Source organism: Streptomyces sp. I05A-00742, assembly GCF_013055795.1.
Taxonomy (GTDB): Bacteria; Actinomycetota; Actinomycetes; order Streptomycetales; family Streptomycetaceae; genus Streptomyces.
Map to the genome: position 1 here is coordinate 1 of NZ_JABETO010000044.1, position 23,898 is coordinate 23,898.

The following is a 23,898-nucleotide window of genomic DNA, read 5'->3' on the forward strand; positions in this document are numbered from 1 at the left end:
GGGGACGGTGTCCCGGTGGCCGCGCTCGCCGGTGCCGGCGGGGGCGCGGCGGGCGCGGCCGTGCTGGGCGCCGTGCTCGTACGGCGGCGCCGGGCGCGGACGGCCGGGTAGCCGGCCCGGGAGCGTCACCCCCTGCCGCCCCTGTCCGGGCGGCGCACCGGCAGGAGCCGGCGGAGCAGGGAGACCCGGGGACGAGCGGGGGCGGTGTCGGACCAGCGCGGCGGGGAGGCGAGGAAAAGGACCATGCGTCCACCGTCGCTCCGGCCCCCGTCCCCGGTCCAACACCTGATCGGTGGCCATTCACGCACATGTGTTGTTGACTGCGCCGCATGCCGCACGACATCGAGCCGCGCCTGCTGCGGGCCTTCGCCGCCGTCGCCGACGAGCTCCACTTCACCCGGGCCGCCGCGCGGCTGCACCTCGCCCAGCAGGCGCTCAGCCGGGACATCCGCCGGCTCGAACAGCGGCTTGACACCCGGCTGTTCAGCCGGACCACGCGGGCCGTGACACTGACGCCCGAGGGCGCGCGCCTGCTGCCGTACGCCCGGCGCGCGCTCGCCGCGCACGACGAGCTGGCGGCGGCCTGGGCGCGCGAGGAGCGGCCCCTGCTGGTGGACGTCGTGTCCCCGGCGAGCACCGCGTACCGGGTCGTGGCCCGGGCCCGCGACGCGGCACCCCGTGTCGAGCTGGTCGCCCGCCACCACAGCGGCCTCACGGGGGCCGCGGCCGAGATCCTGGCCGGGCGGCTGGACGTCGCGTTCGGCCGGGTGGCGGGCCTCCCGGTGGAGGTCAGGGCGGCGCTGGAGCACCGGCCCGTGCGGTACGAGCGGATGGCCGTACTGCTGCCGGAGGACCACCGGCTGGCGGACCGGGCGGCCGTGCCCCTGGACGCCCTGCGCGGCGAGACCCTCTACGCCGCCGCCGGGAACCCGGCCACGGCCGAGTGGACGGACCTGGCGCGGCGGCTCTTCGAGGGGCGGGGCATCGCGATGGCCGAACCGTTCCCCGAACTGGCGGGGGACGAGGAGTTCGCCCGCGTGGTGCGCAAGCGGGGGTGGTCGGTGCTGGCAGGCACCGAGTTCCTGGCGGTGCCGGGGATGGTCCTGCGGCCGCTGGTCGACCCGGTGCCGCTGTCGCCGGTGTCGATGGTGTGGCGGAAGGGGCTCCGGCATCCCGGTCTCGACGCCCTCCTGGCCGCCGCGTCCGGGCTGCCGGAGGAGCGGTGGCTGGAACGGCCGGACGGGGCGTGGCTCCCGGCGGAGGACGCCGTGGTGATGGCCGGGAACGCGCGCCCGGAGGCGCCGTGCACGCCGCCGCCCGCGCGCCGCGCTCCGGCAGATGATCGTCGGCGGTTGCCGCCCTCCCGTGCGGCGGCCGACAATTGATCCGGTGATCCGGTCCGGGAACCAACCGTCCGGCCGGAGCCGCCAGACCGAAGAGTGCACTACTCGTGTCGCGGAGGCGGACATGGCGGGATTTCTCGACCGGGCCAAGGAACAGGCCCAGCAGGCGCTCCAACAGGGCAAGCAGAAGGTCGACGAGGTGCAGGCCCAGCGGGCCGGCGGCGACCTCCTGAAGAAGCTCGGCGCCGCGTACTACGCCGAGCAGCGCGGCAAGGGCAGCGGGCAGGCCACCCAGGACGCGCTCAACGCGCTGGAGGCCCACATCGCCGTCCACGGCGACGGGTTCCTGCGCGGCTGACGTCCCCGTCGGACGGTCGCGGGGGTTCCGGCCGGGCGCCCGGCCGGGCACCCTGGGGGTGGCGCATCTCCGCACAGGGCTTCCCCCAGGGGAAACCAGGGAAAGGGTGACACGCGCATGGCGGCGGCCTCCCACGACCTGCGGTTCGACTCCGGGCGGCTCTGCCTGGACCTGGTGGCCACCGGGGTCGGGCGGCCGGGGGAGAGTCCCGCGGAGCGGCTCGGCACGCCCGAGCGGCTGCGTGCCTGGCTGCTCGGCGCCCGCGTCGTCCCGCCCGGCACCCCGCTGGAGACGGTCGACGCCGGCTGGCTCGGCCGGTTCCACGTACTCCGCGGCCTGCTGCACCGCGTCGTCCGCGCGGAGGCCGCGGACGGGCCGGAACGGGCGGCCGACGCCGACCTCGACCGGGTCAACGCCCTCGCCGCCGCCCCGCCGCCCGCGCCGCGGGCCGTCCGGTCCGCCGACGGCGGGCTCGTCCGCGCCGTCGCCCTCCCGCCCGACTGCGCGGCCCTCATGGCCCTGGTCGCGCGCGACGCGGTCGAGCTGCTGACCGACCCGGCCGTCCGCGGCTTACTGCGCCAGTGCGAGGGCGAGAGCTGCACCCTGCTCTACCTCGACACCTCCCGGGGCCGCCGGCGCCGCTGGTGCTCCAGCGAGGTGTGCGGCAACCGCGAACGCGTGGCCCGGCACCGCCGCCGCGCCCTGAACGGGCAGGCCGCCGTCGGCGGGCAGGCGGAGTGACGCCGTCCCGCAACCGGGGCGGCGGACCCGGGCGTTCGCCCTCCGGGCACCCCCGCCGAACCCACCCACACACGGCCGACCGTGCCAAACCTCTCATGTCCTGACAGGTGCGCTAGGTACCCCTGTTCGCGTACGGTTGAAGGCTGCCCTACGCACACAGAAGGGGGCCTGGGTGGCCGCGCAGAACGCCACACGCGCGCAGGTGGCGACGGAACCGGAGAACGCCGGGAACGCTGGGGGAACCTCGCATCCGGACGGGGTCCGTGACCGTGAGATCGGTGCCGAGCAGCACCATCTGGACCGGGTGTACCGGCGCCTCGAGGAGAAGATCCACGAGGCCGAGTTCCTCATGGACGACGCCGCCAAGCGCGGCCAGGTGGGCACGCCGGGGGCGCTCGCGGAGCGGGACGCCCAGGTGTTCCGCGCCGGGGTCCATCTCAACCGGCTGAACAGCGAGTTCGAGGACTTCCTCTTCGGCCGCATCGACCTGTTGCGGGGCAAGGACGGCAAGAAGGGGCCCGACGGCGCGTACACCTCCGTCGAGCCCGCCGAGGACGCCGTCCGCGGCGACCTGGCCGAGATCGCCGAGACCCTGCACATCGGCCGGATCGGCGTCCTGGACTCCGACTACTCCCCGCTCGTCATCGACTGGCGGGCGCCCGCCGCCGCGCCCTTCTACCGGTCGACGCCGGTGGCGCCGGGCCGGGTGGTGCGCCGCCGGGTGATCCGCTCCAAGGGCCGCAGGGTCCTCGGCGTCGAGGACGACCTGCTCCGCCCGGAGCTCCGGGCCACCCTGGACGGCGACGCCCTGCCGGTGGTCGGCGACGGCGCGCTGATGGCCGCGCTCGGCCAGGCGCGCAGCCACACCATGAGGGACATCGTTTCTTCGATCCAGGCCGAGCAGGACCTGGTGATCCGGGCCCCCGCCGCCTCGGTGACCGAGGTCGAGGGCGGCCCGGGCACCGGCAAGACCGCCGTGGCCCTGCACCGCGCCGCCTACCTGCTCTACCAGGACCGCCGGCGCTACGCCGGGGGCATCCTGATCGTCTCGCCGACCCCGCTGCTCGTCGCCTACACCGAGGGCGTGCTGCCGTCGCTGGGCGAGGAGGGCCAGGTCGCGATCCGCGCGCTCGGCTCCCTGGCCGAGGACGCCGTCGGCGCGGAGGCGGACACCTACGACGAGCCGGCCGTCGCCCGGATCAAGGGCTCCTCGCGGATGCTCAAGGTGCTGCGCAAGGCGGTCCGCGGCGCCCTGGATGTCCCCCGTGACGGCGCCGTCCCCGACCGGCTGCGCGTCGTCGCCTTCGGCGCCCGCGTCGAGCTGGGCGCCGACGACCTCCAGCGCATCCGGCACGCCGTCCTCGGCGGCACCGCGCCGGTCAACCTGCTGCGCCCGCGCGCCCGGCGGCTGATCCTCGACGCCCTGTGGTCGAAGGCCGGCGGCCCCAGGCGCTACACGGACCCGGAGATCGCCGCGGAGGCGCGGGCCGCGTTCGACGAGGACATCACCACCGAGGACGACTTCCTGGCCTTCCTCGCCGCCTGGTGGCCCGAACTGACGCCGCGGCAGGTCCTGGGCATGCTGGGCGACGAGCGCCGGCTCTCCCGCTGGGCGCGCCGGGTGCTCAACCCGCGCGAGGTGCGCCGGCTGGCCCGTTCGCTGGGCCGGCTGGACGCCGCGGGCAGGGGCCCGCTGTCGGTGCACGACGTGGCGCTGCTGGACGAGCTGGAGACGCTGCTCGGCGCTCCGGCCCGGCCGCGGAAGCCGCGCGAGCTGGACCCGCTCGACCAGCTCACCGGCCTGGAGGAGCTGATGCCCGAGCGCGCGGAGACCCGCCGTGAGCGGGCCGAACGGCTGGCCCTGGAGCGCCGCGACTACGCGCACGTCATCGTCGACGAGGCACAGGACCTGACGCCCATGCAGTGGCGCATGGTGGGCCGCCGCGGCCGCCACGCCACCTGGACGGTCGTCGGCGACGCGGCGCAGTCCTCCTGGTCCGACCCCGACGAGGCGGCCGCCGCCCGCGACGAGGCGCTGGGCACCCGCCCCCGCCGCCGCTTCCGGCTCACCGTGAACTACCGCAACCCGGCCGAGATCGCCGAGCTGGCGTCGAAGGTGCTGGCCCTGGCCATGCCGGGGATGGAGTCCCCGTCCGCCGTGCGCTCGACGGGCGTCGAGCCGCGGTTCGCCGTCGCGGGCCCGGACCTCGCCGCGTCCGTCCGGGCGGAGGCGCTGCGCCTGCTGGCTGAGGTGGACGGCACGGTCGGCGTCGTCGTGCCGATGGGCCGGCGGGCCGAGGCGCGGGGCTGGCTGGCGGACCTGGGCGACCGGGTGGTCGCGCTGGGCAGCCTGGAGGCCAAGGGCCTGGAGTACGACGCGACGGTCGTGGTCACACCCGCCGAGATCGCCGACGAGTCCCCGGCCGGACTGCGCGTCCTCTACGTGGCCCTGACCCGGGCCACGCAGCGGCTGACGGTGCTGGCGGGGGAGCGCGACGAGCCGGACGCGGCCGGGGTGCCGGACCTGCTGCGGGACTGAGGCTCCACCGGGCGGGACGGAGGCCGGGACGGGGCCGGAAAGAGGAAGACCCGTACGCCGCCCGGATGTTCGTCCCGCCGGAACGCGCGGTACCGGGAATGACTTCCGGGAGGCGTTTGTTAGCCTGAGTACGGCACCGGTTCGATCCAAGCCCCCGGGCCCAACCTCAGTCGCTTCGAGCGACCACTTGCCGCGAGGCGAGCATGGCGGGCCGGTGCCGCTGAACCTTCCGACGGGCGGTCCCCTCCGGGTTTCCGGAGGGGACCGCCCGTCGGTGTTGGACGTGCTTTTGCCCGGGCTTTGCCCGGACCGGCGCATCATGGCCTGTGTCGGGACAGCCGACGGTTCCCGGTTTCCCCTGGTGGCGGGCTCTGCCCGCTCTCATATGGCGAAACCCACCTTCCGGAGAGAGGGTGCTGGTTACCGTCTACCGGCCGGTAGGTGCGACGATCGGATGTCGCCCGCGGCGGGCCCGGCCTCCGACCGGACCGACCCGGGCGCGCGGAACAACGCAATCAGGGAAAGCAGGGGAAAGCGGCCATGGCAACGGCGCCTAGCGTCTCGTACTCGATGACGGTCCGACTGGAGGTGCCCGCCGGCGGTACCGCCGTCAGCCAGCTCACCACGGCCGTGGAGTCCTCCGGCGGATCGGTGACCGGCCTCGACGTCACCGCCTCCGGTCACGAGAAGCTGCGGATCGACGTCACCGTCGCCGCGACGTCCACCGCGCACGCCGACGAGATCGTGCAGAAGCTCCGCGGCATCGAGGGTGTCAGCGTCGGCAAGGTCTCCGACCGGACCTTCCTGATGCACCTCGGCGGCAAGATCGAGATGGCGTCCAAGCACCCCATCCGCAACCGTGACGACCTCTCCATGGTCTACACGCCCGGCGTCGCCCGCGTCTGCATGGCCATCGCCGAGAACCCCGAGGACGCCCGGCGCCTGACCATCAAGCGCAACTCCGTCGCCGTCGTCACCGACGGCTCGGCGGTCCTCGGCCTCGGCAACATCGGCCCCATGGCCGCGCTGCCCGTCATGGAGGGCAAGGCCGCCCTCTTCAAACGCTTCGCCGGCATCGACGCCTGGCCGATCTGCCTGGACACCCAGGACTCCGACGCCATCGTCGAGATCGTCAAGGCCATCGCCCCCGGCTTCGCGGGCATCAACCTGGAGGACATCTCCGCGCCCCGCTGCTTCGAGATCGAGGCCCGGCTGCGCGAGGCCCTCGACATCCCCGTCTTCCACGACGACCAGCACGGCACCGCCATCGTCGTCCTCGCCGCCCTGACCAACGCGCTCCGCGTGGTCGACAAGGCCATGGGCGACGTACGGGTCGTCATGTCCGGCGCGGGCGCGGCCGGTACGGCCATCCTCAAGCTGCTGATCGCCGCCGGTGTCAAGCACGCCGTCGTCGCCGACATCCACGGCGTGGTGCACGCCGGCCGCGAGGACCTGGTCTCGGCCGACCCCGGCTCCGCGCTGCGCTGGATCGCCGACAACACCAACCCCGAGGGCATCACCGGGACGCTCAAGGAGGCCGTGCGCGGCGCCGACGTCTTCATCGGCGTCTCCGCCCCGAACGTCCTGGGCGCGGAGGACGTGGCCGCGATGGCCGAGGGCGCGATCGTCTTCGCGCTCGCCAACCCCGACCCCGAGGTCGACCCGGCGATCGCCCGCCAGACGGCCGCCGTGGTCGCCACGGGCCGCTCGGACTTCCCCAACCAGATCAACAACGTACTGGTCTTCCCGGGTGTCTTCCGCGGCCTCCTGGACGCCCAGTCGCGCACGGTGAACACCGAGATGATGCTGGCCGCCGCCGGGGCGCTCGCCGACGTGGTCGCGGAGGACGAGCTGAACGCGAACTACATCATCCCGAGCGTCTTCAACGAGAAGGTCGCCGGAGCGGTCGCCGGAGCCGTCCGCGAGGCCGCGAAGGCCGCCGGAGTCGCTGTGACGGCTGCCACGACGGTCTGAGCACGGCGCGTCGCGTGACGCGGCGCTCGTGCGACCCCCATAGGGTGTCGGGCAGTGAACGGGCCGCGGAAACGCTGCCCCGTCCGAGGCTGTGTGGCGCTTTCCGTGTGACTCTCCAGGGTGCCGGATTGGCTTTCCCGCCACTGGTGGGGGCAGGATGCTCCCCCGAGGACTCCGTCCAGGGGGCATCCCCCGGGGCGCGAGGGATCTAGTGGCGGACCCGGGTCCGGGGACTGTCCGAGGACCCTGGCAGCATCGGCTTCGATCTCACGCCTCATTGGCAAGAAGAACACGGGAGTACAACATGAACCGCAGTGAGCTGGTGGCCGCTCTGGCCGATCGCGCCGAGGTGACCCGCAAGGACGCCGACGCCGTTCTGGCCGCCCTCGCCGAGACCGTCGGAGAGGTCGTCGCCAAGGGTGACGAGAAGGTGACCATCCCCGGCTTCCTGACCTTCGAGCGCACCCACCGTGCCGCTCGCACCGCCCGTAACCCGCAGACGGGCGAGCCGATCCAGATCGCTGCCGGTTACAGCGTGAAGGTCTCCGCGGGCTCCAAGCTCAAGGAAGCCGCCAAGGGCAAGTAAGCCCTGGCAGACGCCGGAGGGCGGCCGTCCCGGGAGGGAGGGCCGCCCTTTTGCGTGCGCGAGGATTAGCCCGTCCGGCGATTGAGGACGCGCGCCGCAGGCGCGCTCAGGGGGTGCGGGGGCTTTCCCCCGCAGAAACGGCGAAAGGGCGGGACAGGGGCCTCCAAGCCCCCGCCCCGCCCCAACGGCGTGTCACGCGCCCTGCGGCAGCTCCACGTTCGCGCCGAGCTCGCGCAGCTTCTGCATGAAGTTCTCGTACCCGCGGTTGATCAGATCGATCCCGTGCACCCGCGACGTCCCGTCAGCGGCAAGCGCCGCGATCAGGTAGGAGAAGCCACCCCGGAGGTCGGGGATGACCAGATCCGCGCCCTGGAGCTTCGTCGGCCCGGAGACCACCGCCGAGTGGAGGAAGTTCCGCTGGCCGAAGCGGCACGCGGAGCCGCCCAGGCACTCGCGGTAGAGCTGGATGTGCGCACCCATCTGGTTGAGCGCCGAGGTGAAGCCCAGCCGGGACTCGTACACCGTCTCGTGGACGATCGACAGGCCGGACGCCTGGGTCAGGGCGACGACCAGCGGCTGCTGCCAGTCGGTCTGGAAGCCGGGGTGGACGTCCGTCTCCAGCGCTATGGCGTTGAGCTCGCCACCGGGGTGCCAGAAGCGGATGCCCTCGTCGTCGATCTCGAAGGCGCCGCCGACCTTGCGGTAGGTGTTGAGGAAGGTCATCATCTCGCGCTGGCTGGCGCCGCGGACGTAGATGTTGCCCTTGGTCGCGAGCGCCGCGCTCGCCCAGGAGGCGGACTCCAGGCGGTCCGGCAGCGCGCGGTGGTTGTAGCCGCCGAGCGAGTCCACACCGGTGATGCGGATCGTCCGGTCGGTGTCCATGGAGATGATGGCGCCCATCTTCTGCAGCACGCAGATGAGGTCCTCGATCTCCGGCTCCACGGCCGCGTTGGACAGGACGGTGACGCCCTCCGCCAGCACGGCGGTCAGCAGCACCTGCTCGGTCGCGCCGACCGACGGGTACGGCAGCTGGATCTTGGTGCCGCGCAGCCGCTGCGGGGCCTCCAGGTACTGGCCGCCCTCCCGCTTCTCGATGGTCGCGCCGAACTGGCGCAGCACCTCGAAGTGGAAGTCGATGGGCCGGCCGCCGATGTCGCAGCCGCCCAGGCCGGGTATGAAGGCGTGGCCGAGGCGGTGCAGCAGGGGGCCGCAGAAGAGGATCGGGATGCGCGAGGAGCCGGCGTGCGCGTCGATGTCGGCGACGTTCGCGCTCTCCACGTGCGAGGGGTCGAGAACCAGCTCACCGGGCTCGTCGCCGGGGCGGACGGTCACACCGTGCAGCTGGAGCAGCCCGCGGACGACCCGCACGTCACGGATGTCGGGGACGTTGCGCAGGCGGCTGGGACCGCTGCCGAGCAGGGCGGCGACCATGGCCTTCGGCACAAGGTTCTTCGCGCCGCGGACACGGATCTCGCCCTCGAGCGGGGTACCGCCGTGGACAAGCAGGACATCGTCAGGGCCGGTCATGGATCTCGCGTTCCTGGAGTTGGGCAGGGGGCAAGAAGAAAGGGTAATGCGACCGGAGGGGCCCGATGCCGCCCCGAGGGGCCTCTTCGTACGTCATGGGTTTGTCACAACACGCTGCGTTAATGGAGTGGTCGCTACCGGTTATCTGCGCCGCGCCCCCTCGGGCGTGCTCCGGAACGCCTCCTACCGGGCTTCTTTTCCCCCTTCCCCGGGGGCCCGCCCGGGCGGGAAATGCGGGATCATGTCGCCATGACGGAGGTGTCCTCGCTCACAGGACGGCTGCTGGTCGCGACTCCGGCGCTGGCCGACCCGAACTTCGACCGTGCGGTGGTGCTGCTGCTCGACCACGACGAGGAGGGCTCCCTGGGCGTGGTCCTCAACCGGCCCACCCCGGTCGGTGTCGGGGACATCCTCGCCTCCTGGGCCGCGCTGGCCGGCGAACCGGGCGTGGTCTTCCAGGGCGGTCCCGTCTCGCTGGACTCCGCGCTGGGCGTGGCCGTCGTCCCCGGGGACGCCCCCGACCAGGACGTCCCGCCCGCCGACGACCCGGCCACCGGCTCCCGGTCCCGCCCGGGGGACCCCATCGGCTGGCGCCGGGTGCACGGCGCCATCGGCCTCGTCGATCTGGAGGCCCCGCCCGAGCTGCTGGGCCCGGCCGTCGGCTCGCTGCGGATCTTCGCCGGGTACTCGGGCTGGGGGCCGGGCCAGCTGGAGGACGAGCTGGTGGAGGGCGCCTGGTACGTGGTGGAGTCCGAGCCCGGTGACGTCTCCTCCCCCGACCCGTCCCGGCTCTGGCGCGCGGTGCTCCGGCGGCAGCGCAACGAACTGGCCATGGTCGCCACCTATCCGGACGACCCGAGTCTCAACTGAGGGGTCTTCCGCTCCCTCCGCGTTCCGTCCGGTCCGCGCCGCCGCGTTCCGCGAGGGCGAGGAAGCGGTCCGCCAGGGGGTGGGCCCGGCGGGCCGGGACGACCAGGCGTACCGTCACGGCCGGCGCGTTCCGCAGCCGCACGAACCGTACGCCGGGGTGCGGCCGCCGCTCGGCGGCCGGGCGCGGGGCGACCCCGACGCCGTGCCCCGCCGCCACGGACTCGATCCACTCGTCCAGGTTCCCCGCCGTGCAGCTCACCCGCGGCCGGGCGCCCTCCGGCCACAGGTCCACCGCGGTCGTCCCGCCGACGGTGTCGACGACCAGCGGCAGGGTGGCCAGTTCGGCCCAGTCCAGGACCCGCCGACGGGCCAGCGCGGACGACCGGGGCACGGCCGCCACCCGCTCCTCGTGGCACAGGACCGGCCCGCGCGTGCCCTCCGGGGCCGCCCCGCGCACCACGGCGACGTCCGCCTCCCCGGTGTCGAGCCCCGCCGCGGCGCCATCCCGCCGGACGAGCCGGACGCCCGCGCCCGTGTCCTTCCTGAACGCCTCGACCAGCGCGGCCGCCCGCTCCGGCAGCAGCCCGGTGAAACCGAGCCGCAGCACGGAACCCCGGCAGGGCGCGCGCAGCGCGTCGTCCAGCCGGGCGACGAGCCCCACCGTCTCGTCGTACAGCCGCTGCCCGGCCGGGGTCGGCTCCACCCGGCGCGTGGTGCGCTCCAGCAGCCGGGCGCCGACGGCCGCCTCCAGGGCCTGGACCGCGCGGGTCAGGGCGGGCTGGCCGACGCCGAGCCGGGCCGCGGCGTAGGTGAAGCTGCGCTCCTCGACCGCGGCCAGGAAACAGCGCAGCTGACGGAGCTCGACATCGCTCGGACCACTCATGCGTCCCCAGCATAAATAGGGGCTCCGGCGCATTTCCGCGGCCCCGCGCCTCCTGCCTACCGTCCGGGCGACCGGTCCGCGCGACGACGGGAGACGTACTGTGCGCAAGGTCCTGCTGCCGGCCCTGGGGTCCTTCACCCTGGGGCTGGACGCCTATGTGATGGCCGGGCTGCTGCCCGCCATCGCCGACGACACGGGGACGACGGTGGCCCTCGCCGGGCAGCTCGTCACCGTCTTCACCCTCGCCTACGCCCTCTCGGCGCCGCTGTTCGCCAGCCTGCTCGCCGGACGGCCGCCGCGCGCCGTCCTGATCACCGCCCTGGCCGTCTTCACCGTCGCGAACGGGCTGACCGCCCTCGCCCCGGCCTTCGCGCTGCTGCTCGCGGCCCGCGTCGTGGCAGGGGCGGGGGCCGGGCTGTACTCGGCCCTGTCCACGGCCGCTGCGTCCGCGATGGTCCCGCCCGAGCGGCGCGGCCGGGCGCTCGCCCTGGTCATGGGCGGGATGAGCACGGGGACGGTGCTGGGTGTACCGCTCGGCGTGCTGCTCGCCGAGCACACCGGCTGGCGGGCGACGCTGTGGCTGGTCACCGCCCTCGGCGCGGTCGCCCTGGCCGGGCTGGTCCTGCTGCTGCCCCCGCTGCCGCCGAGCCCGCAGGTGCCGGTGCGGGAACGGCTGGCCGCCATGGCCGACCGCTCGGTCGCCGCCGTCACCGGCGTCTCCTTCCTCGCGGCCGTGGCCAGCCTCGGCCTGTACACCTACCTCGCCCCCGTGCTGGAGTCCGCGGGCGGGATCCACGGCGTCACGCCCTACCTGTGGGCCTGGGGGCTCGGCGGAGTGCTGGGCAGCCTCGCCGCGGGCCCGTTCGTGGACCGTACGGGCCGGGCGGCCGCGCTGGTCACGGCCGTGCTCGCGCTCGTCGTGGGAGCGCAGGCCCTGCTGCCCCTCGTCGCCCCCGCGCCCCTGGCGGCCGGCCTCGCCCTGGTCGTCTGGGGCGCGGGCGGCTGGGCCCTCCAGGTGCCGCAGCAGCACCGGCTGCTGGAAGCCCGCCCGGACCGCGGCCCGGTGGTGCTCGCCCTGAACAACTCCGCCCTCTACCTCGGCAGCGCCGTCGGCTCCGCCCTCGGCGGGCTCGCCCTCTCCGCCGGACTGGACCCGGGCGCGCTGCCCTGGGCAGCGGCGGCGGTGGCGGCGCTCGGGCTCGCCGCGCACGCCGGGGCGGCCGGCCGGGGCGCGACCGTCACCGAGCCTCGGCCGACCGCGCCGCTCCCCAGTACCCTTGGGGACCATGAGCACTCTTGAGCCCGAGCGCGGGGCAGGTACAGGCACCCTCGTAGAGCCGACGCCGCAGGTGTCGCACGGCGACGGCGACCACGAGCGCTACGCCCATTACGTCCAGAAGGACAAGATCATGGAGAGCGCGCTCTCCGGCTCCCCGGTCGTCGCCCTGTGCGGCAAGGTCTGGGTGCCCGGGCGCGACCCCAAGAAGTACCCGGTCTGTCCGATGTGCAAGGAGATCTTCGACGGCATGGGGGCCGGCGGGGACGACAAGGGTGGCAAGGGCGGCAAGGGCGGCGACAAGAAGTAGCCCCCTCCGCCGCGGGCCCGCCTCGGCTCCCTCCGGGCTTCCGGCCCGGCTCGTAACGGCTCCCCGGCTCCCCGGACGCGTTCCCGCGGCCGGGGAGCCGTCGTGTGTCCGCTGTCTCCGGGGGCTGGTCCCGCGGGGCCGCCCGGGGGAGGATCCGTTCCGGAACCGGACCAGGATCCCCGCCGGAAGGGCTGTCATGAGCGACATCGAGACCGGACTCGTCCCCGCACCGCGCCGCTTCTGCTGGATCCCGCCGGGCAAGGGCCTCGACGTGCTGGACGAGGAGACGGCGATCAACGCCGGGCCGGGCACCGAGGACACCGCCCGCTGGCTGCGCGCCACGGTCGGGGCCGCCACCGGGCTGCCGCTGCCCGACGGCGACGGTCACGCCAACCACCTCGTCCTGCGCGTCGATCCCCGGCTGGCCGGCGAACTGGGCCCGGAGGGCTACCGCGTCGTCGTCGACGGGCACGGCATGTTCCTCGACGGGGCGGACGCGGCCGGGCTGTTCTGGGCCGCCCAGACGTTCCGTCAGCTGCTCGGCCCCGCAGCCTTCCGGCGGGCGCCCGTCGCGGCGCGGGACGAGTGGCACGTCCCCTGCGTCACCATCGAGGACGCCCCGCGCTTCGGCTGGCGCGGTGTGCTCCTCGACGTGGCACGCCACTTCCTGCCCAAGGACGGGGTCCTGCGCTACCTCGACCTGCTCGCCGCGCACAAACTCAACGTCCTCCACCTCCATCTGACCGATGACCAGGGATGGCGCGTCGAGATCGAGCGGTACCCGCGGCTGACCGAGGCCGGCGCCTGGCGGGCGCGGACGAAGGCCGGGCACCGGGCGTCGCCGCTCTGGGACGAGCGCCCGCACGGCGGTTACTACACGAAGGACGATCTGCGCGAGATCGTCGCGTACGCCGCCGAGCGGCATATCACCGTCGTGCCCGAGATCGACCTGCCGGGCCACTCGCAGGCCGCCATCGCCGCGTACCCCGAACTGGGCAACACCGACGTCATCGACACCGCCTCCCTCACGGTCTGGGACACCTGGGGCATCAACCCGAACGTACTCGCCCCCACTGACAACACCCTCGCCTTCTACGAGAACGTGCTGACGGAGGTCCTCGACGTCTTCCCCTCGCCCTTCGTCCACATCGGCGGCGACGAGTGCCCCAAGGACCAGTGGAAGGCGTCCCCGACGGCGCGGGCCCGGATGGCGGCCGAGGGCCTGGCCGACGAGGACGAGCTCCAGAGCTGGTTCATCCGGCACTTCGACCGCTGGCTGGCCGCGCGCGGACGGCGGCTGATCGGGTGGGACGAGATCCTGGAGGGCTCCCGGCCGGGGCGGGGCCTGACCCCGGGGGCCGCCGTGTCGTCCTGGCGCGGCTACGCGGGCGGCATCGCCGCCGCCCGCGCCGGGCACGACGTCGTCATGTGCCCCCAACAGCACGTCTACCTCGACCACCGGCAGGCCCCGGGCGAGGACGAACCCGTGCCCATCGGCTACGTCCGCACCCTGGAGGACGTCTACCGCTTCGAGCCCGTGCCCGCGGAGCTCACCGCGGCCGAGGCCGCGCACGTCCTCGGCGCCCAGGCCAACCTCTGGACCGAGGTGATGGAGGACCAGCAGCGCCTCGACTACCAGGCGTTCCCCCGGCTGGCCGCCTTCGCCGAAGCCGTGTGGTCACCCCTCCCGGCGTCCGCCGAACGGGACTTCGCACACTTCGAACAGCGCATGACCCGCCATTACGCCCGGCTCGACGCGCTCGGCGTGGGCTACCGCCCGCCCAGCGGGCCGCGGCCCTGGCAACGCCGCCCCGGTCTGCTCGGACGCCCGATCGAGGGTCCGCCCCCGATCGTGTGAGGCACGGCGGAAGGTGGCGGTCCGCGCGGCGCGCCCCTGGCACGGTGGACCTCCACACACCGCCGTAAGTCGTACAAGGGTCCCCCAAAGATGGCCATACGTCGCATGGAGGAGAGGGCGCCGGAGGCTGGGCGAGGGTCGGAGTGAGGACCGGAGTGAGGACCGAAACGCGGCGCGGGACGAGGAGCGGGACGAGGAGCGGAGCGACGGTCGAGGCGATGACGAGACGATGACCGGGTCGACCGGAAGCCCCGGGATCAGCGGGGTTGCTGTGATCACTGGGGTCGCTGGGGTCGCCCGCATGGTCGGAACCGGGACCGCCGGAACCGCGGCCGCCGGGGACGGAGCCGTAGGGGCCGGAGTCAACGGGAGCGACGGAGCTGCCGGAAGCGGTGGAGCGAGCGGCATTACCGGAATTACGGGAACTGTGTCGATTGTCGAGTTTGGCGAGACTGCCGGATTGTTCCGGCATGCGCCAACTGCCGGATCTGCTCGGCCGGTCCAGCCGGTCCAGCCGGTTGAGCTGCTCGGGGGCGTCGGGCGGACCTTCCTTGCCGCATCCTCCGTACCGTCGGCACCACCCGCATCGCGGCATTCCGGACGCTCCGCTTCCGTCGCCGCGCCGCGCGCAACGGCGCCCCCGCGCCCCCGAACCGGCGGACTTCGGTGCGCGGAAGGCCGCCGCCCGGCGGCCCGCGCCCCGGCCGGCGCGTGGCGTGCGGGACGGCAGGGAAAGGACGGTGGTTCGCGGACCCTCGCGACGGCGGACTCGGAAGATGTGCCAGAGTTGCCACGTCCGGACCGTGAGCACGTACCGTACGGCGGAATGCCGGCGCGACGGCCGGAACAGCCGGGACCACCGGGGAAGGGGCAGCTGGGTTGACCACGCACGCACCGCAGGCGGCGCACACGGTGACGTTGCCGGGCTCGCTCGACGAGGCCGTGGCGGCGCTGGCCGCCATGCCCGCCGCCGTGCCCGTCGCGGGCGGCACCGATCTGATGGCAGCGGTCAACTCGGGACTGCTGCGGCCCGCCGCGCTCGTCGGACTCGGCCGCATCAGCGAGATCCGCGGCTGGCAGTACCAGGACGGCCACGCCCTGCTCGGCGCCGGACTCACCCACGCCCGCATGGGACGGCCGGACTTCGCCGCCCTCATCCCGGCGCTCGCGGCCGCCGCACGCGCCGCCGGGCCGCCGCAGATCCGCAACGCGGGCACCCTCGGCGGCAACATCGCCTCCGCCGCGCCGACCGGTGACGCGCTGCCCGTCCTCGCGGCCCTCGAAGCGTCCCTCGTCATCGCCGGGCCCGGCGGCGGCCGGCGCGAGATCCCCGTCGGCAGGCTGCTCGCCGGGATCGAACTGCTGCACCCGGGCGAACTCATCGGCTATGTGCGCGTCCCCCTGCTGCACGCGCCCCAGACCTTCCTCAAGGCCACCGGCCGCACCGGCCCCGGCCGGGCCACCGCCTCCGTCGCCGTCGTCCTGGACCCGGCCCGGCGCATGGTCCGGTGCGCGGTCGGCGCGGTCGCGCCGATGCCGCTGCGCCCGTACGACGCCGAACACTGGGTCGCGTCGCTCATCGACTGGGACGGCGAACGCACCCTGGCCCCCGAGGCGCTGACCGCCTTCGGCGACTACGTCGCGGCCGCCTGCATCCCCGACCCGGTACCCGCCCCGGAGGGCCTCGACGGGGGCGCCGCCCTCACCGGCCAGGCGCCGGGGGACGGTACCCTGCCGCCGGCCGTGCTGCATCTGCGGCGTACCGTGGCGACTCTGGCCCGCCGAGCACTGGGGAGGGCACTCGCGTGAGTGACGATCAGCAGCGACACGCCCGGACGCCCGCCGAGGGCGGCTGGCAGCCCATGCCGCGCGGCGTGGACATCGACGCCGAAGGCACGGCATTCGTCCAGCTTCCGCCCGAATTGCTGGCGCACCCCGGCAACGGCGCGTCCACCGGCTGGGCGCCGCTGGCCGCGCCCGGGACCGGCTACACCCCGCCCGTGGCGGGGTCGTCGTCGTGGGACGCGGTGCCGCAGTATCCGACGGCCGGTCATGAGCCCCAGGGCGGCACCGGAGGCGGCCCGCAGCACCAGCCCGGCGCCCACCAGTCGGTGCCGCACCAGTCCGTGGCGCCCCATCAGTCGGCACCCCATCAGCAGGGGGCCCAGCAGCACCAGGGCGTCCCGCAGCACCCGGCCGCGTCCGTCCCGCAGGCGTCCGTCCCGCAGCAGGCCGGCGCCCGCTCGGCGGACGGTGCCGCGACCCCGCCCGACCACGACGACTGGCCCTCCGGGCCGTACGTCACCGGCATGGTCGACGGGCCGGGGGAGTGGGACACACCGGCCGACACATACGGCTCCGGGGCCTACGGATCGGACACGTACGGCTCCGGCGTCGGCGCGCAGGCGGTGCCCGGCCACTCCGCCGCGACGCCCGGGAGCCCCGGCACCCCCGGCACGCCCGGGGCCGCAGGTTCCGCCGGGTCCGGTGAGTCCGGGGACACTGCCCAGTGGCCGCTGCCCTTCCCGCCCGGCCTGGACGGGGACGGCGCGGTGCAGAGCGGCTCCACCGGGCAGTGGTCCGTTCCCGTGGCCGGGGACGACCCGGTCGACGAGTCCGGCGAGTACGCGTTGCGTGCCGCCCCGCGGGGGACGGGTGCCGTCCCCGGCGCGGAGTGGCCCGCCCCCGCGGCGGGCGACACCGGCGCCGGAGCCTGGCACCAGCCCGCCGGTGACACCCCGTCCGGACAGTGGTCGGTGCCGGCCGCCCCCGCCGCGGCCGGCGACACGCCCGACGCGTCGGGGGAGTACGCCCTGAACGCGTACGCGGGTGAGGGGCTGACGCCGCGGGCCGCCACGGACGTCACCGGTACGGGCGATCACTCGGCCAGTGGCGCGTGGGAGGTGGTGACCGACGCTCCGGGCGCCCCTGCCTCCGTTCCGCACGCGGGTGCCGCCCCGCACGGGCAATCCGCCCCGGGCACGGCGGGCTTCGGGTACGACGGGCCGCTTCCGGACGGTGCTTCCGTTCCCCACGGCGATTCCGTTCCCGCCGACGGCTCCCCGCCGCACGGGGGCTTCGCCGCGCAGGCTGTCCCCGGTCCCGAGCACGACGGGTACCACCGGCCCGCTCCCGGGGCGCCGGAGACCGCAGAAGCTCACGGGCACGACGCTTCCGGCGCGCACGCCGTCCAGGCCCCGCACCCCGACCAGGCTCAGCACGCCGACCAGACCCCGCACGCCGAACCGCCCGCGCACCACGAGTCCGTACAGCAGGGGTCCGTACAGCACCACCCCGGCGACGGCTCCGCCCTGCCCGGACAGCCGGCTCCGGCGGGTCTCGAACCCGGGGCCCCCGAGGATCCCGCGCCGGAAGCGGGCCGCGAACCGTCCATGGACCAGGAGCCGTCGGCCGCCCCCGAGCCCGCTCCCGAGGCATCCGCCGCCGAGGAACACCTCCCCGAGGAGGACCCCCTCACCGGCCCGGACCCCCTCGCCGGACCCACCGGCCCGGAGGAGCCGCACGCCCCCGCCACCGAGCACCCCTGCGCCTCGTACGTCCTGCGCGTCAACGGCACCGACCGGCCCGTCACCGACGCGTGGATCGGCGAGTCCCTCCTCTACGTGCTGCGCGAACGCCTCGGCCTCGCGGGCGCCAAGGACGGCTGCTCGCAGGGCGAGTGCGGCGCCTGCTCCGTCCAGGTGGACGGGCGGCTCGTCGCCTCCTGCCTCGTGCCCGCCGCGCTGACGGCCGGCTCGGAGGTCCGTACGGTCGAGGGGCTGGCTCTCGGCGGGCAGCCGTCCGACGTGCAGCGCGCGCTCGCCGACTGCGGCGCCGTGCAGTGTGGCTTCTGCGTCCCCGGCCTCGCGATGACGGTTCACGACCTCCTGGAGGGCAACCACGCCCCCACCGAGCTGGAGACCCGCCAGGCCATCTGCGGCAACCTGTGCCGCTGCTCCGGCTACCGGGGCGTCCTCGAAGCCGTCCGCCAGGTCACCGAGGAACGCGCCGAGGCCGCGGCGGCCGTGGAGGACGCCCAGCAGGCGGGCGGGGAACCGGACACAGCGACAGGACGCATCCCGCACCAGGCGGGGCCGCAGCACGGCGGCAGTGGAAAGGCGACGGCATGACGGGCATGGGCGGCAGCGCCGGAACGGGCGGGTCGGGCGGTCCGGACGACGTGACCGGCGTGCTGGGCGCCCTGGTCACGTCCTCCGTCACCGCGCCCGCCCCGGCCGCCGACGAACCCCCGCGGGGCCTCGGCGTCTCCCTCCCGGCCACCGACGCCGCCGCCAAGGCGCAGGGCACCTTCCCGTACGCCGCCGACCTGTGGGCCGAGGGCCTGCTGTGGGCGGCCGTACTGCGTTCCCCGCACCCGCACGCCCGGATCGTCTCCATCGACACCGGCACGGCCGCCGCCATGCCGGGCGTGCACGCCGTCGTCACCCACGCCGATGTGCCGGGCGACGCCGCCCACGGACGCGTCGTCGCCGACCGGCCGGTCTTCGCCTCCGACCTCGTCCGCCACCACGGCGAGCCCATCGCCGCGGTCGCCGCCGACCACCCCGACACCGCCCGGCTCGCGGCCGCCGCCATCGCCGTCGAGTACGAGGTGCTGGAACCCGTCACCGACCCCGAACAGGCCTTCGCGGCCGAGCCGCTGCACCCCGACGGCAACCTCATCCGCCACATCCCGTTGCGCTTCGGCGACCCCGAGGTCACCGGCGAGGTCGTGGTCGAGGGCCTGTACCGCATCGGCCGCCAGGACCCCGCGCCCATCGGCGCCGAGGCCGGTCTCGCCGTGCCCCGCCCCGACGGCGGCGTCGAGATCTACACCGCCTCCACCGACCCGCACGCCGACCGCGACCTGGCCGCCGCCTGCTTCGCCCTCGAACCGGAGCGCGTCAAGATCGTCGTCACCGGTGTGCCCGGCGCCATGGGCGACCGCGAGGACTCCGGCGTCCAGCTGCCGCTGGGCCTGCTCGCGCTCCGCACCGGCCACCCGGTCAAGCTCGCGGCCACCCGCGAGGAGTCCTTCCTCAGCCACGCCCACCGCCACCCGACGCTGCTCCGCTACCGCCACCACGCCGACGCCGAGGGCAAGCTGGTCAAGGTCGAGGCGCAGATCCTGATGGACGCCGGCGCCTACGCCGACTCCTCGTCGGACGCGCTCGCCGCCGCCGTCGCCTTCGCCTGCGGTCCGTACGTCGTCCCGCACGCCTTCGTCGAGGGCTGGGCCGTCCGCACCAACAACCCGCCCTCCGGCCATGTCCGCGGCGAGGGCGCCCTGCAGGTCTGCGCCGCCTACGAGGGCCAGATGGACAAGCTGGCCGCCCGGCTCGGCATCGACCCCGCCGAACTGCGCATGCGCAACATCATGGCGACGGGGGACATCCTCCCCACCGGCCAGACGGTGACCTGCCCGGCCCCCGTCGCCGAACTCCTCGCCGCCGTCCGCGACTTCCCGCTCCCCGCCCTCCCCAAGGACGACCCCGAGGAGGACTGGCTGCTCCCCGGCGGCCCGGAGGGCGCCGGCGAACCGGGCGCCGTCCGGCGCGGCGTCGGCTACGGCGTGGGCATGGTCCACATGCTCGGCGCCGAGGGCGCGGACGAGGTGTCCACGGCCACCGTCAAGGTCAGCGGCTCCATCGCCACCGTCATCTGCGCCGCCGTCGAGACCGGCCAGGGCTTCTCCACCCTCGCCCGCCAGATCGTCCAGGACGTCCTGGGCATCACCGACGTCTACGTGGCCCCCGTCGACACCGACCAGCCCCCCTGCGGCCCGGCCGCCCACAGCCGGCACACCTGGGTCTCGGGCGGCGCGGTCGAACGGGCCGCCCGCATGGTCCGCACCCAGCTCCTCCAGCCGCTCGCCGCCCAGTTCGGCATGTCCACCGAGCTGCTGACGATCGCCGACGGCAAGATCACCTCGTACGACGGCGTGCTCAGCACCACCGTCGCCGAGGCCCTGGACGGCAAGGAACTCTGGGCCACCGCCCAGTGCCGCCCCCACCCCACCGAGCCGCTGGACGAGACCGGCCAGGGCGACGCCTTCGTCGGCATCGCCTTCTGCGCGGTGCGGGCCGTGGTGGACGTCGACGTCGAGCTCGGCTCCGTCCGCGTGGTCGAGATGGCCGTCGCCCAGGACGTCGGCCGCGTCCTCAACCCCGCCCAGGCGCACGCCCGCATCGAGGCCGGCATCACCCAGGGCGTCGGCGCGGCCCTCACCGAGAACCTCCGCACCTCCTCCGGCCAGGTCCGCCGCCCCGACCTCAGCGGCTACACCCTGCCCACCTCGCTCGACGCCCCCGACATCCGCATCGTCAAACTCGTCGAGGAACGCGACGTCGTCGCCCCCTTCGGCGCCAAGGCCATCAGCGCCGTCCCCGTCGTCACCTCCCCCGCCGCCGTCGCCTCCGCCGTCCGCGCCGCCACCGGCCGCCCCGTCAACCGCCTCCCGATCCGGCCGCAGGCGGCGGTGGTGACCGTGTGATCGAGGAGCGACCGCCGGGGGCACAGGGCACGGTCACCGCCTCTTCCGGGCCGCTTTGCGCGCCAGATGCCGACGGCTGCTTTTCTCCGTTTCGTACATGGATTTGAGCGGCGGCGAGAGCTCCGGAATGACCGCGCCCTGCTCCTCGGCATCGGTGAGCAGCCGCACATAGTCGCGTGCTTGATTCAGCAGCGGCAGCATGCGTCGCCACCGCCGTATGGCAAGGCCCCACAGCCAGAGGGCTGGAGGCGCGAGCGCCAGGCCCGCATAGCCGATGGGGTAGTCGCCCTGGGACGCAGCCAGGACTCCCAGCGCGGGGACAATGGCGAGCGTGCAGCCTCCCTCGTCGTACCACGCACCCTTGTCCGCGACCCGCTCGTACTCAGTGACGGCTTCCGGTTTCGGCGGTATCGAGCCGTCTGACTGCTCCGACATCGCATGCCTCTCAGTTGTCCGGACGGTACGTGTGACGTATGGGGCCTGGCACCTCACCTTCCGTTCTCCAGCATGGGGTGAGGACCTTGACGAGAAGGCGTCGCCCGCTCGGGGAGGAGGCTATGTCAAGGCGATAGCCCGTGGTGTGGACGGCGGTGAAGGAAGGCCCCCACACCGTTCCGCCATCCGTCTCGAGCCAACCGCGGTCCCGTAAGGTGCTCCCGCACAGGCTTATGGCTGTGGCGGATTTCTCGGCGTTCGCCGTGTTGATCAGCCACTCGTGAACAAGTGCGCACGGTGAATGATGGCCTGTGGCGGAGCAGTTGGGGCAAACGATGTTGGAAAGTCGGTTGTCAGGATCCACCTGGCTGTGCAGACCGAGGGCATCCAGCACATCGCTGGAACAGCTGTGCAGCTCTTGGGTGATCGTGGCGGTATTGTCATCGGCGGATGAAGCCGCGTCGGACGGTTGGGTGAGGAAGAGAAGTTCTTCCTCCACTGTCCAGTTGAGTGTCTGTACGATCTCGGCGAAGAGTTCGGAGTAGAAATCCCAGTCTTCCATGGCTGGGGTGCCGAGTTCGAGGACAACGACCTCCGTACCGCCCGGCGAAGGGACGAAGACCTGGATCAGGCCGCGCAGCCCCTCGATTGATGTTCCGTTCGGGGACAGATGGGGAGGGATCGGCAGAGGTTCGTCACCGATGCGCACCACGGCCTTCCCGCATGGCAGGTCACGGATGCGTATGTCGTCTTCCGGATAGGCCTCCCGGAGGACTGTACGTGTTTCCGCGCAGACGTCAGTGGCCGTACAGCCCTCCAGCGGCATTCGGTACATTGGGAGGGAAGCGGTGCTGGGTCTGCCCTCCATATCCAGGATGCAGAAGCCCGCGTATTCGGCTCCAGCCGCTCGCAGATCATCGAGAAGGCCGCCATAGGCCAGGCACATCCGGAGCCGCTCCTCTTGGGTGGCGGCCGGGAGAACCTCTTCTGCCAGTGCGTGCAGTCGGTCTGCCGCCTCTTCGGCGTCGGCCGCAGCCAGTGGCAATGTATGAAAGAAAGGAGGGGGAAGCCAGACGATGTATTGATCACGGTTCGCGGTGAATGCGGTTGATGTCACCATGGGCTTGTTCAGGCGGCCAGGGCTTCGTGGAACCTGCGCCCGTCAGCCCGCCTGCCGGTATAGGGAACGGGCGCGGGGGCGGGGGCGACGTCCCTGTCGGCGTGCCTGTTCGAGCTCTCTCCGTGCGTCAGGAGTTTCTCGAAACCGTGCACCGTGGAGAGTGCCTTGACCGTACCGGTGATCACTTCGGGGCTGACGGCCCGGCCGTAGCGCTTCGCCAGTCGGTTCACGGGTGGGCCGAAAACCCATCTTGTGCTCATGGGGTTGACGATCTGGTTCAGCATGGTCCTTCCGGATGCTCTGCTGCCTACCGCCCACTTCACGCCCCGGGCGCCTTTCCAGAGCCCAGTGGCCAGGCCCTTGCCGGCCCCGATTCCTGGAATCATTCCCAGACCGTCCACAGTCATTTTGGCCAGCATGGTCTTTTGGTCGATCAGGCCGCGCCTCGCCGCCATGTAGTGCCCCGCCGCAGCAGCGCTCGCGCAGGCGACCGACATTCCGCCCAGAACAGCGCCTGCCGGCGGGAACACGCTGGCGACGATGGCCGCCAGGGCCAGTGCGCTCGACAGCGTGGAGAACAGATCCGCGTGCTTGACGAGGAAGTCCTTGAAGCCCTTCCAAGCTTTCTTGAGACCGCCCGAGATCCTCTCCCACACACTGATGTCCGGCGGGTGGTTCTTGGCGGCCTCGCGTATCGCCTTGGCGGCTGCTTCCGAGTGCCGCTCCCACTCCTTTTGAAGACGTTCCGCCCGAGCGATGATGAGATCGAGATCATGCACGGCCTTGACGGCCTCGGAGGCCGCGGTGCTGCTCTCGTTGGTGAGCTTGTCCGCCTCTGCCTGGGGCAGTTGGACGTGGTTACGGTTGATGCCGTCGATCTTCTCGTTGATGCGGGTGGACGCGTCGGTCGTTTCCTTGACCCTTGACCGCGCGGTGATCGCGTCGCTCTCCAGCCTCTTCGCCAGCTCCTGGTGGCCATGGAGTCGGTCCCGCCACTGCTTGAGCGCACGCGAACAGTCGTGCATCGACTTGCTGCCCTGATGCAGATATGTGGGCAGCTTTCCCAGCTGGCTTCTGAAAGCGGTGGCGGCCTCGCCCTTCCAGACCTTGTCCGAATTGCCGATCTTCTGGATCAGCCCGTGAAGTTCTTCGAGTTCGTCGGCGACTTTCCCGACGTCGTGCGACAGCCACTCGACCGTTGTCACACTTCCCTCGGCGGGGTTGAACCCCAGGCCGGGCCATGCTGAGTCGGTCATGTTCCTCCCTGGATCACGCGGTCTCTTGCCGGAAACGTGTCCTGCCGGTGCGTCAGCGCTATCGAGCGGTGAACCCCTGGCGGAGGCCGTGCTCGTACGTCACGAACTCCTTCGATGTTTCCTGCAGCGCGCCGTGGATCTGCTTGGAGCCCTTGGCTATGCGCTTGATGCCGTCGTGCCAGTTGTCCTGGAAGTGGTGACAAGCCGCATCCAGACCTTTTGTGCCGAGCCCTTTGGGGCCGACCTTCTTCAGCGCGGCGCAGGCGTCGTGCATCCGCCCCGCGGCTTCCTCCAGCCTGCGTAACAGGCCTTCCATGCCGTCATCTGCG

The 23,898-nt window shown here is 73.4% G+C and carries 19 protein-coding genes; 13 read left to right on the forward strand and 6 right to left on the reverse strand.

Annotated features, from left to right (window positions below; all coding sequences use genetic code 11):
- The first annotated feature begins 329 nt into the window (after positions 1-329).
- The 6 genes from HN013_RS27785 (at position 330) to HN013_RS27810 (ending at position 7,541) form a co-directional block, all read left to right on the forward strand.
- Positions 330-1,385 carry a LysR family transcriptional regulator gene (locus HN013_RS27785; protein ID WP_249375489.1) on the forward strand — a complete coding sequence of 352 codons (1,056 nt, stop codon included), beginning with the start codon at positions 330-332 and terminating at the stop codon, positions 1,383-1,385.
- A gap of 82 nt (positions 1,386-1,467) precedes the next feature.
- Positions 1,468-1,701 carry a hypothetical protein gene (locus HN013_RS27790; protein ID WP_171171011.1) on the forward strand — a complete coding sequence of 78 codons (234 nt, stop codon included), beginning with the start codon at positions 1,468-1,470 and terminating at the stop codon, positions 1,699-1,701.
- A gap of 117 nt (positions 1,702-1,818) precedes the next feature.
- Entirely contained in the window at positions 1,819-2,442 is a 624-nt protein-coding gene (locus HN013_RS27795; protein WP_171171018.1) for an ABATE domain-containing protein, read from the forward strand.
- 202 nt (positions 2,443-2,644) lie between these two features.
- Positions 2,645-4,981 carry a UvrD-helicase domain-containing protein gene (locus HN013_RS27800; protein WP_171171087.1) on the forward strand — a complete coding sequence of 779 codons (2,337 nt, stop codon included), beginning with the start codon at positions 2,645-2,647 and terminating at the stop codon, positions 4,979-4,981.
- Between the two features lie 540 nt (positions 4,982-5,521).
- Complete coding sequence (locus HN013_RS27805) at positions 5,522-6,955, forward strand: NAD-dependent malic enzyme (protein ID WP_171171020.1); 1,434 nt, start codon at positions 5,522-5,524, stop codon at positions 6,953-6,955.
- Between the two features lie 304 nt (positions 6,956-7,259).
- Positions 7,260-7,541 (forward strand): HU family DNA-binding protein, encoded by a 282-nt coding sequence (locus HN013_RS27810; protein WP_004951951.1) that lies wholly within the window; start codon positions 7,260-7,262, stop codon positions 7,539-7,541.
- Positions 7,542-7,733: 192 nt separating this feature from the next.
- On the opposite strand, the gene murA is transcribed toward HN013_RS27810, so the two are convergent.
- Complete coding sequence (gene murA, locus HN013_RS27815; protein ID WP_171171021.1) at positions 7,734-9,068, reverse strand: UDP-N-acetylglucosamine 1-carboxyvinyltransferase; 1,335 nt, start codon at positions 9,066-9,068, stop codon at positions 7,734-7,736.
- 249 nt (positions 9,069-9,317) lie between these two features.
- Here murA and HN013_RS27820 point away from each other — a divergent pair, with 249 nt between their 5' ends.
- Positions 9,318-9,938, forward strand: coding sequence for a YqgE/AlgH family protein (locus tag HN013_RS27820; protein WP_171171023.1), 621 nt, complete (start codon positions 9,318-9,320; stop codon positions 9,936-9,938).
- On the opposite strand, the gene HN013_RS27825 is transcribed toward HN013_RS27820, so the two are convergent.
- Positions 9,931-10,821, reverse strand: coding sequence for a LysR family transcriptional regulator (locus HN013_RS27825; protein ID WP_249375491.1), 891 nt, complete (start codon positions 10,819-10,821; stop codon positions 9,931-9,933). The genes HN013_RS27820 and HN013_RS27825 overlap by 8 nt on opposite strands.
- A 100-nt stretch (positions 10,822-10,921) precedes the next feature.
- On the opposite strand from HN013_RS27825, the gene HN013_RS27830 reads away from it, so the two are divergent.
- From HN013_RS27830 to HN013_RS27855, 6 genes are all read left to right on the forward strand, one after another.
- Positions 10,922-12,121 (forward strand): MFS transporter, encoded by a 1,200-nt coding sequence (locus HN013_RS27830; RefSeq protein WP_171171035.1) that lies wholly within the window; start codon positions 10,922-10,924, stop codon positions 12,119-12,121.
- Entirely contained in the window at positions 12,108-12,407 is a 300-nt protein-coding gene (locus tag HN013_RS27835; protein ID WP_071961972.1) for a DUF3039 domain-containing protein, read from the forward strand. Before HN013_RS27830 ends, HN013_RS27835 begins: the two co-directional genes overlap by 14 nt.
- 196 nt (positions 12,408-12,603) lie before the next feature.
- Positions 12,604-14,265: a beta-N-acetylhexosaminidase gene (locus HN013_RS27840; protein WP_171171037.1), complete on the forward strand. Its 1,662-nt coding sequence runs from the start codon at positions 12,604-12,606 to the stop codon at positions 14,263-14,265.
- 879 nt (positions 14,266-15,144) lie between these two features.
- Positions 15,145-16,074, forward strand: a complete 930-nt coding sequence (locus HN013_RS27845; protein ID WP_171171039.1) for a xanthine dehydrogenase family protein subunit M — start codon at positions 15,145-15,147, stop codon at positions 16,072-16,074.
- Positions 16,071-18,395, forward strand: coding sequence for a 2Fe-2S iron-sulfur cluster-binding protein (locus HN013_RS33350; RefSeq protein ID WP_171171041.1), 2,325 nt, complete (start codon positions 16,071-16,073; stop codon positions 18,393-18,395). The genes HN013_RS27845 and HN013_RS33350 overlap by 4 nt, the downstream gene beginning before the upstream one ends.
- A gap of 5 nt (positions 18,396-18,400) precedes the next feature.
- The gene (locus HN013_RS27855; protein WP_212764902.1) at positions 18,401-20,758 is read left to right on the forward strand and encodes a xanthine dehydrogenase family protein molybdopterin-binding subunit; all 2,358 of its coding nucleotides are present in this window, start codon (positions 18,401-18,403) and stop codon (positions 20,756-20,758) included.
- A gap of 33 nt (positions 20,759-20,791) precedes the next feature.
- Here HN013_RS27855 and HN013_RS27860 read toward each other — a convergent pair whose 3' ends face one another.
- From HN013_RS27860 to HN013_RS27875, 4 genes are read right to left on the reverse strand one after another with little or no spacing between them, the layout of a single operon-like run.
- On the reverse strand, positions 20,792-21,193 hold the full coding sequence (locus HN013_RS27860; RefSeq protein ID WP_171171043.1) for a hypothetical protein: 402 nt from the start codon (positions 21,191-21,193) through the stop codon (positions 20,792-20,794).
- A 10-nt stretch (positions 21,194-21,203) separates the two neighbouring features.
- On the reverse strand, positions 21,204-22,313 hold the full coding sequence (locus tag HN013_RS27865) for a hypothetical protein (protein ID WP_171171045.1): 1,110 nt from the start codon (positions 22,311-22,313) through the stop codon (positions 21,204-21,206).
- Between the two features lie 8 nt (positions 22,314-22,321).
- Complete coding sequence (locus tag HN013_RS27870) at positions 22,322-23,569, reverse strand: putative T7SS-secreted protein (protein WP_171171047.1); 1,248 nt, start codon at positions 23,567-23,569, stop codon at positions 22,322-22,324.
- 58 nt (positions 23,570-23,627) lie between these two features.
- Complete coding sequence (locus HN013_RS27875) at positions 23,628-23,885, reverse strand: hypothetical protein (RefSeq protein ID WP_171171048.1); 258 nt, start codon at positions 23,883-23,885, stop codon at positions 23,628-23,630.
- Positions 23,886-23,898 lie beyond the last annotated feature (13 nt).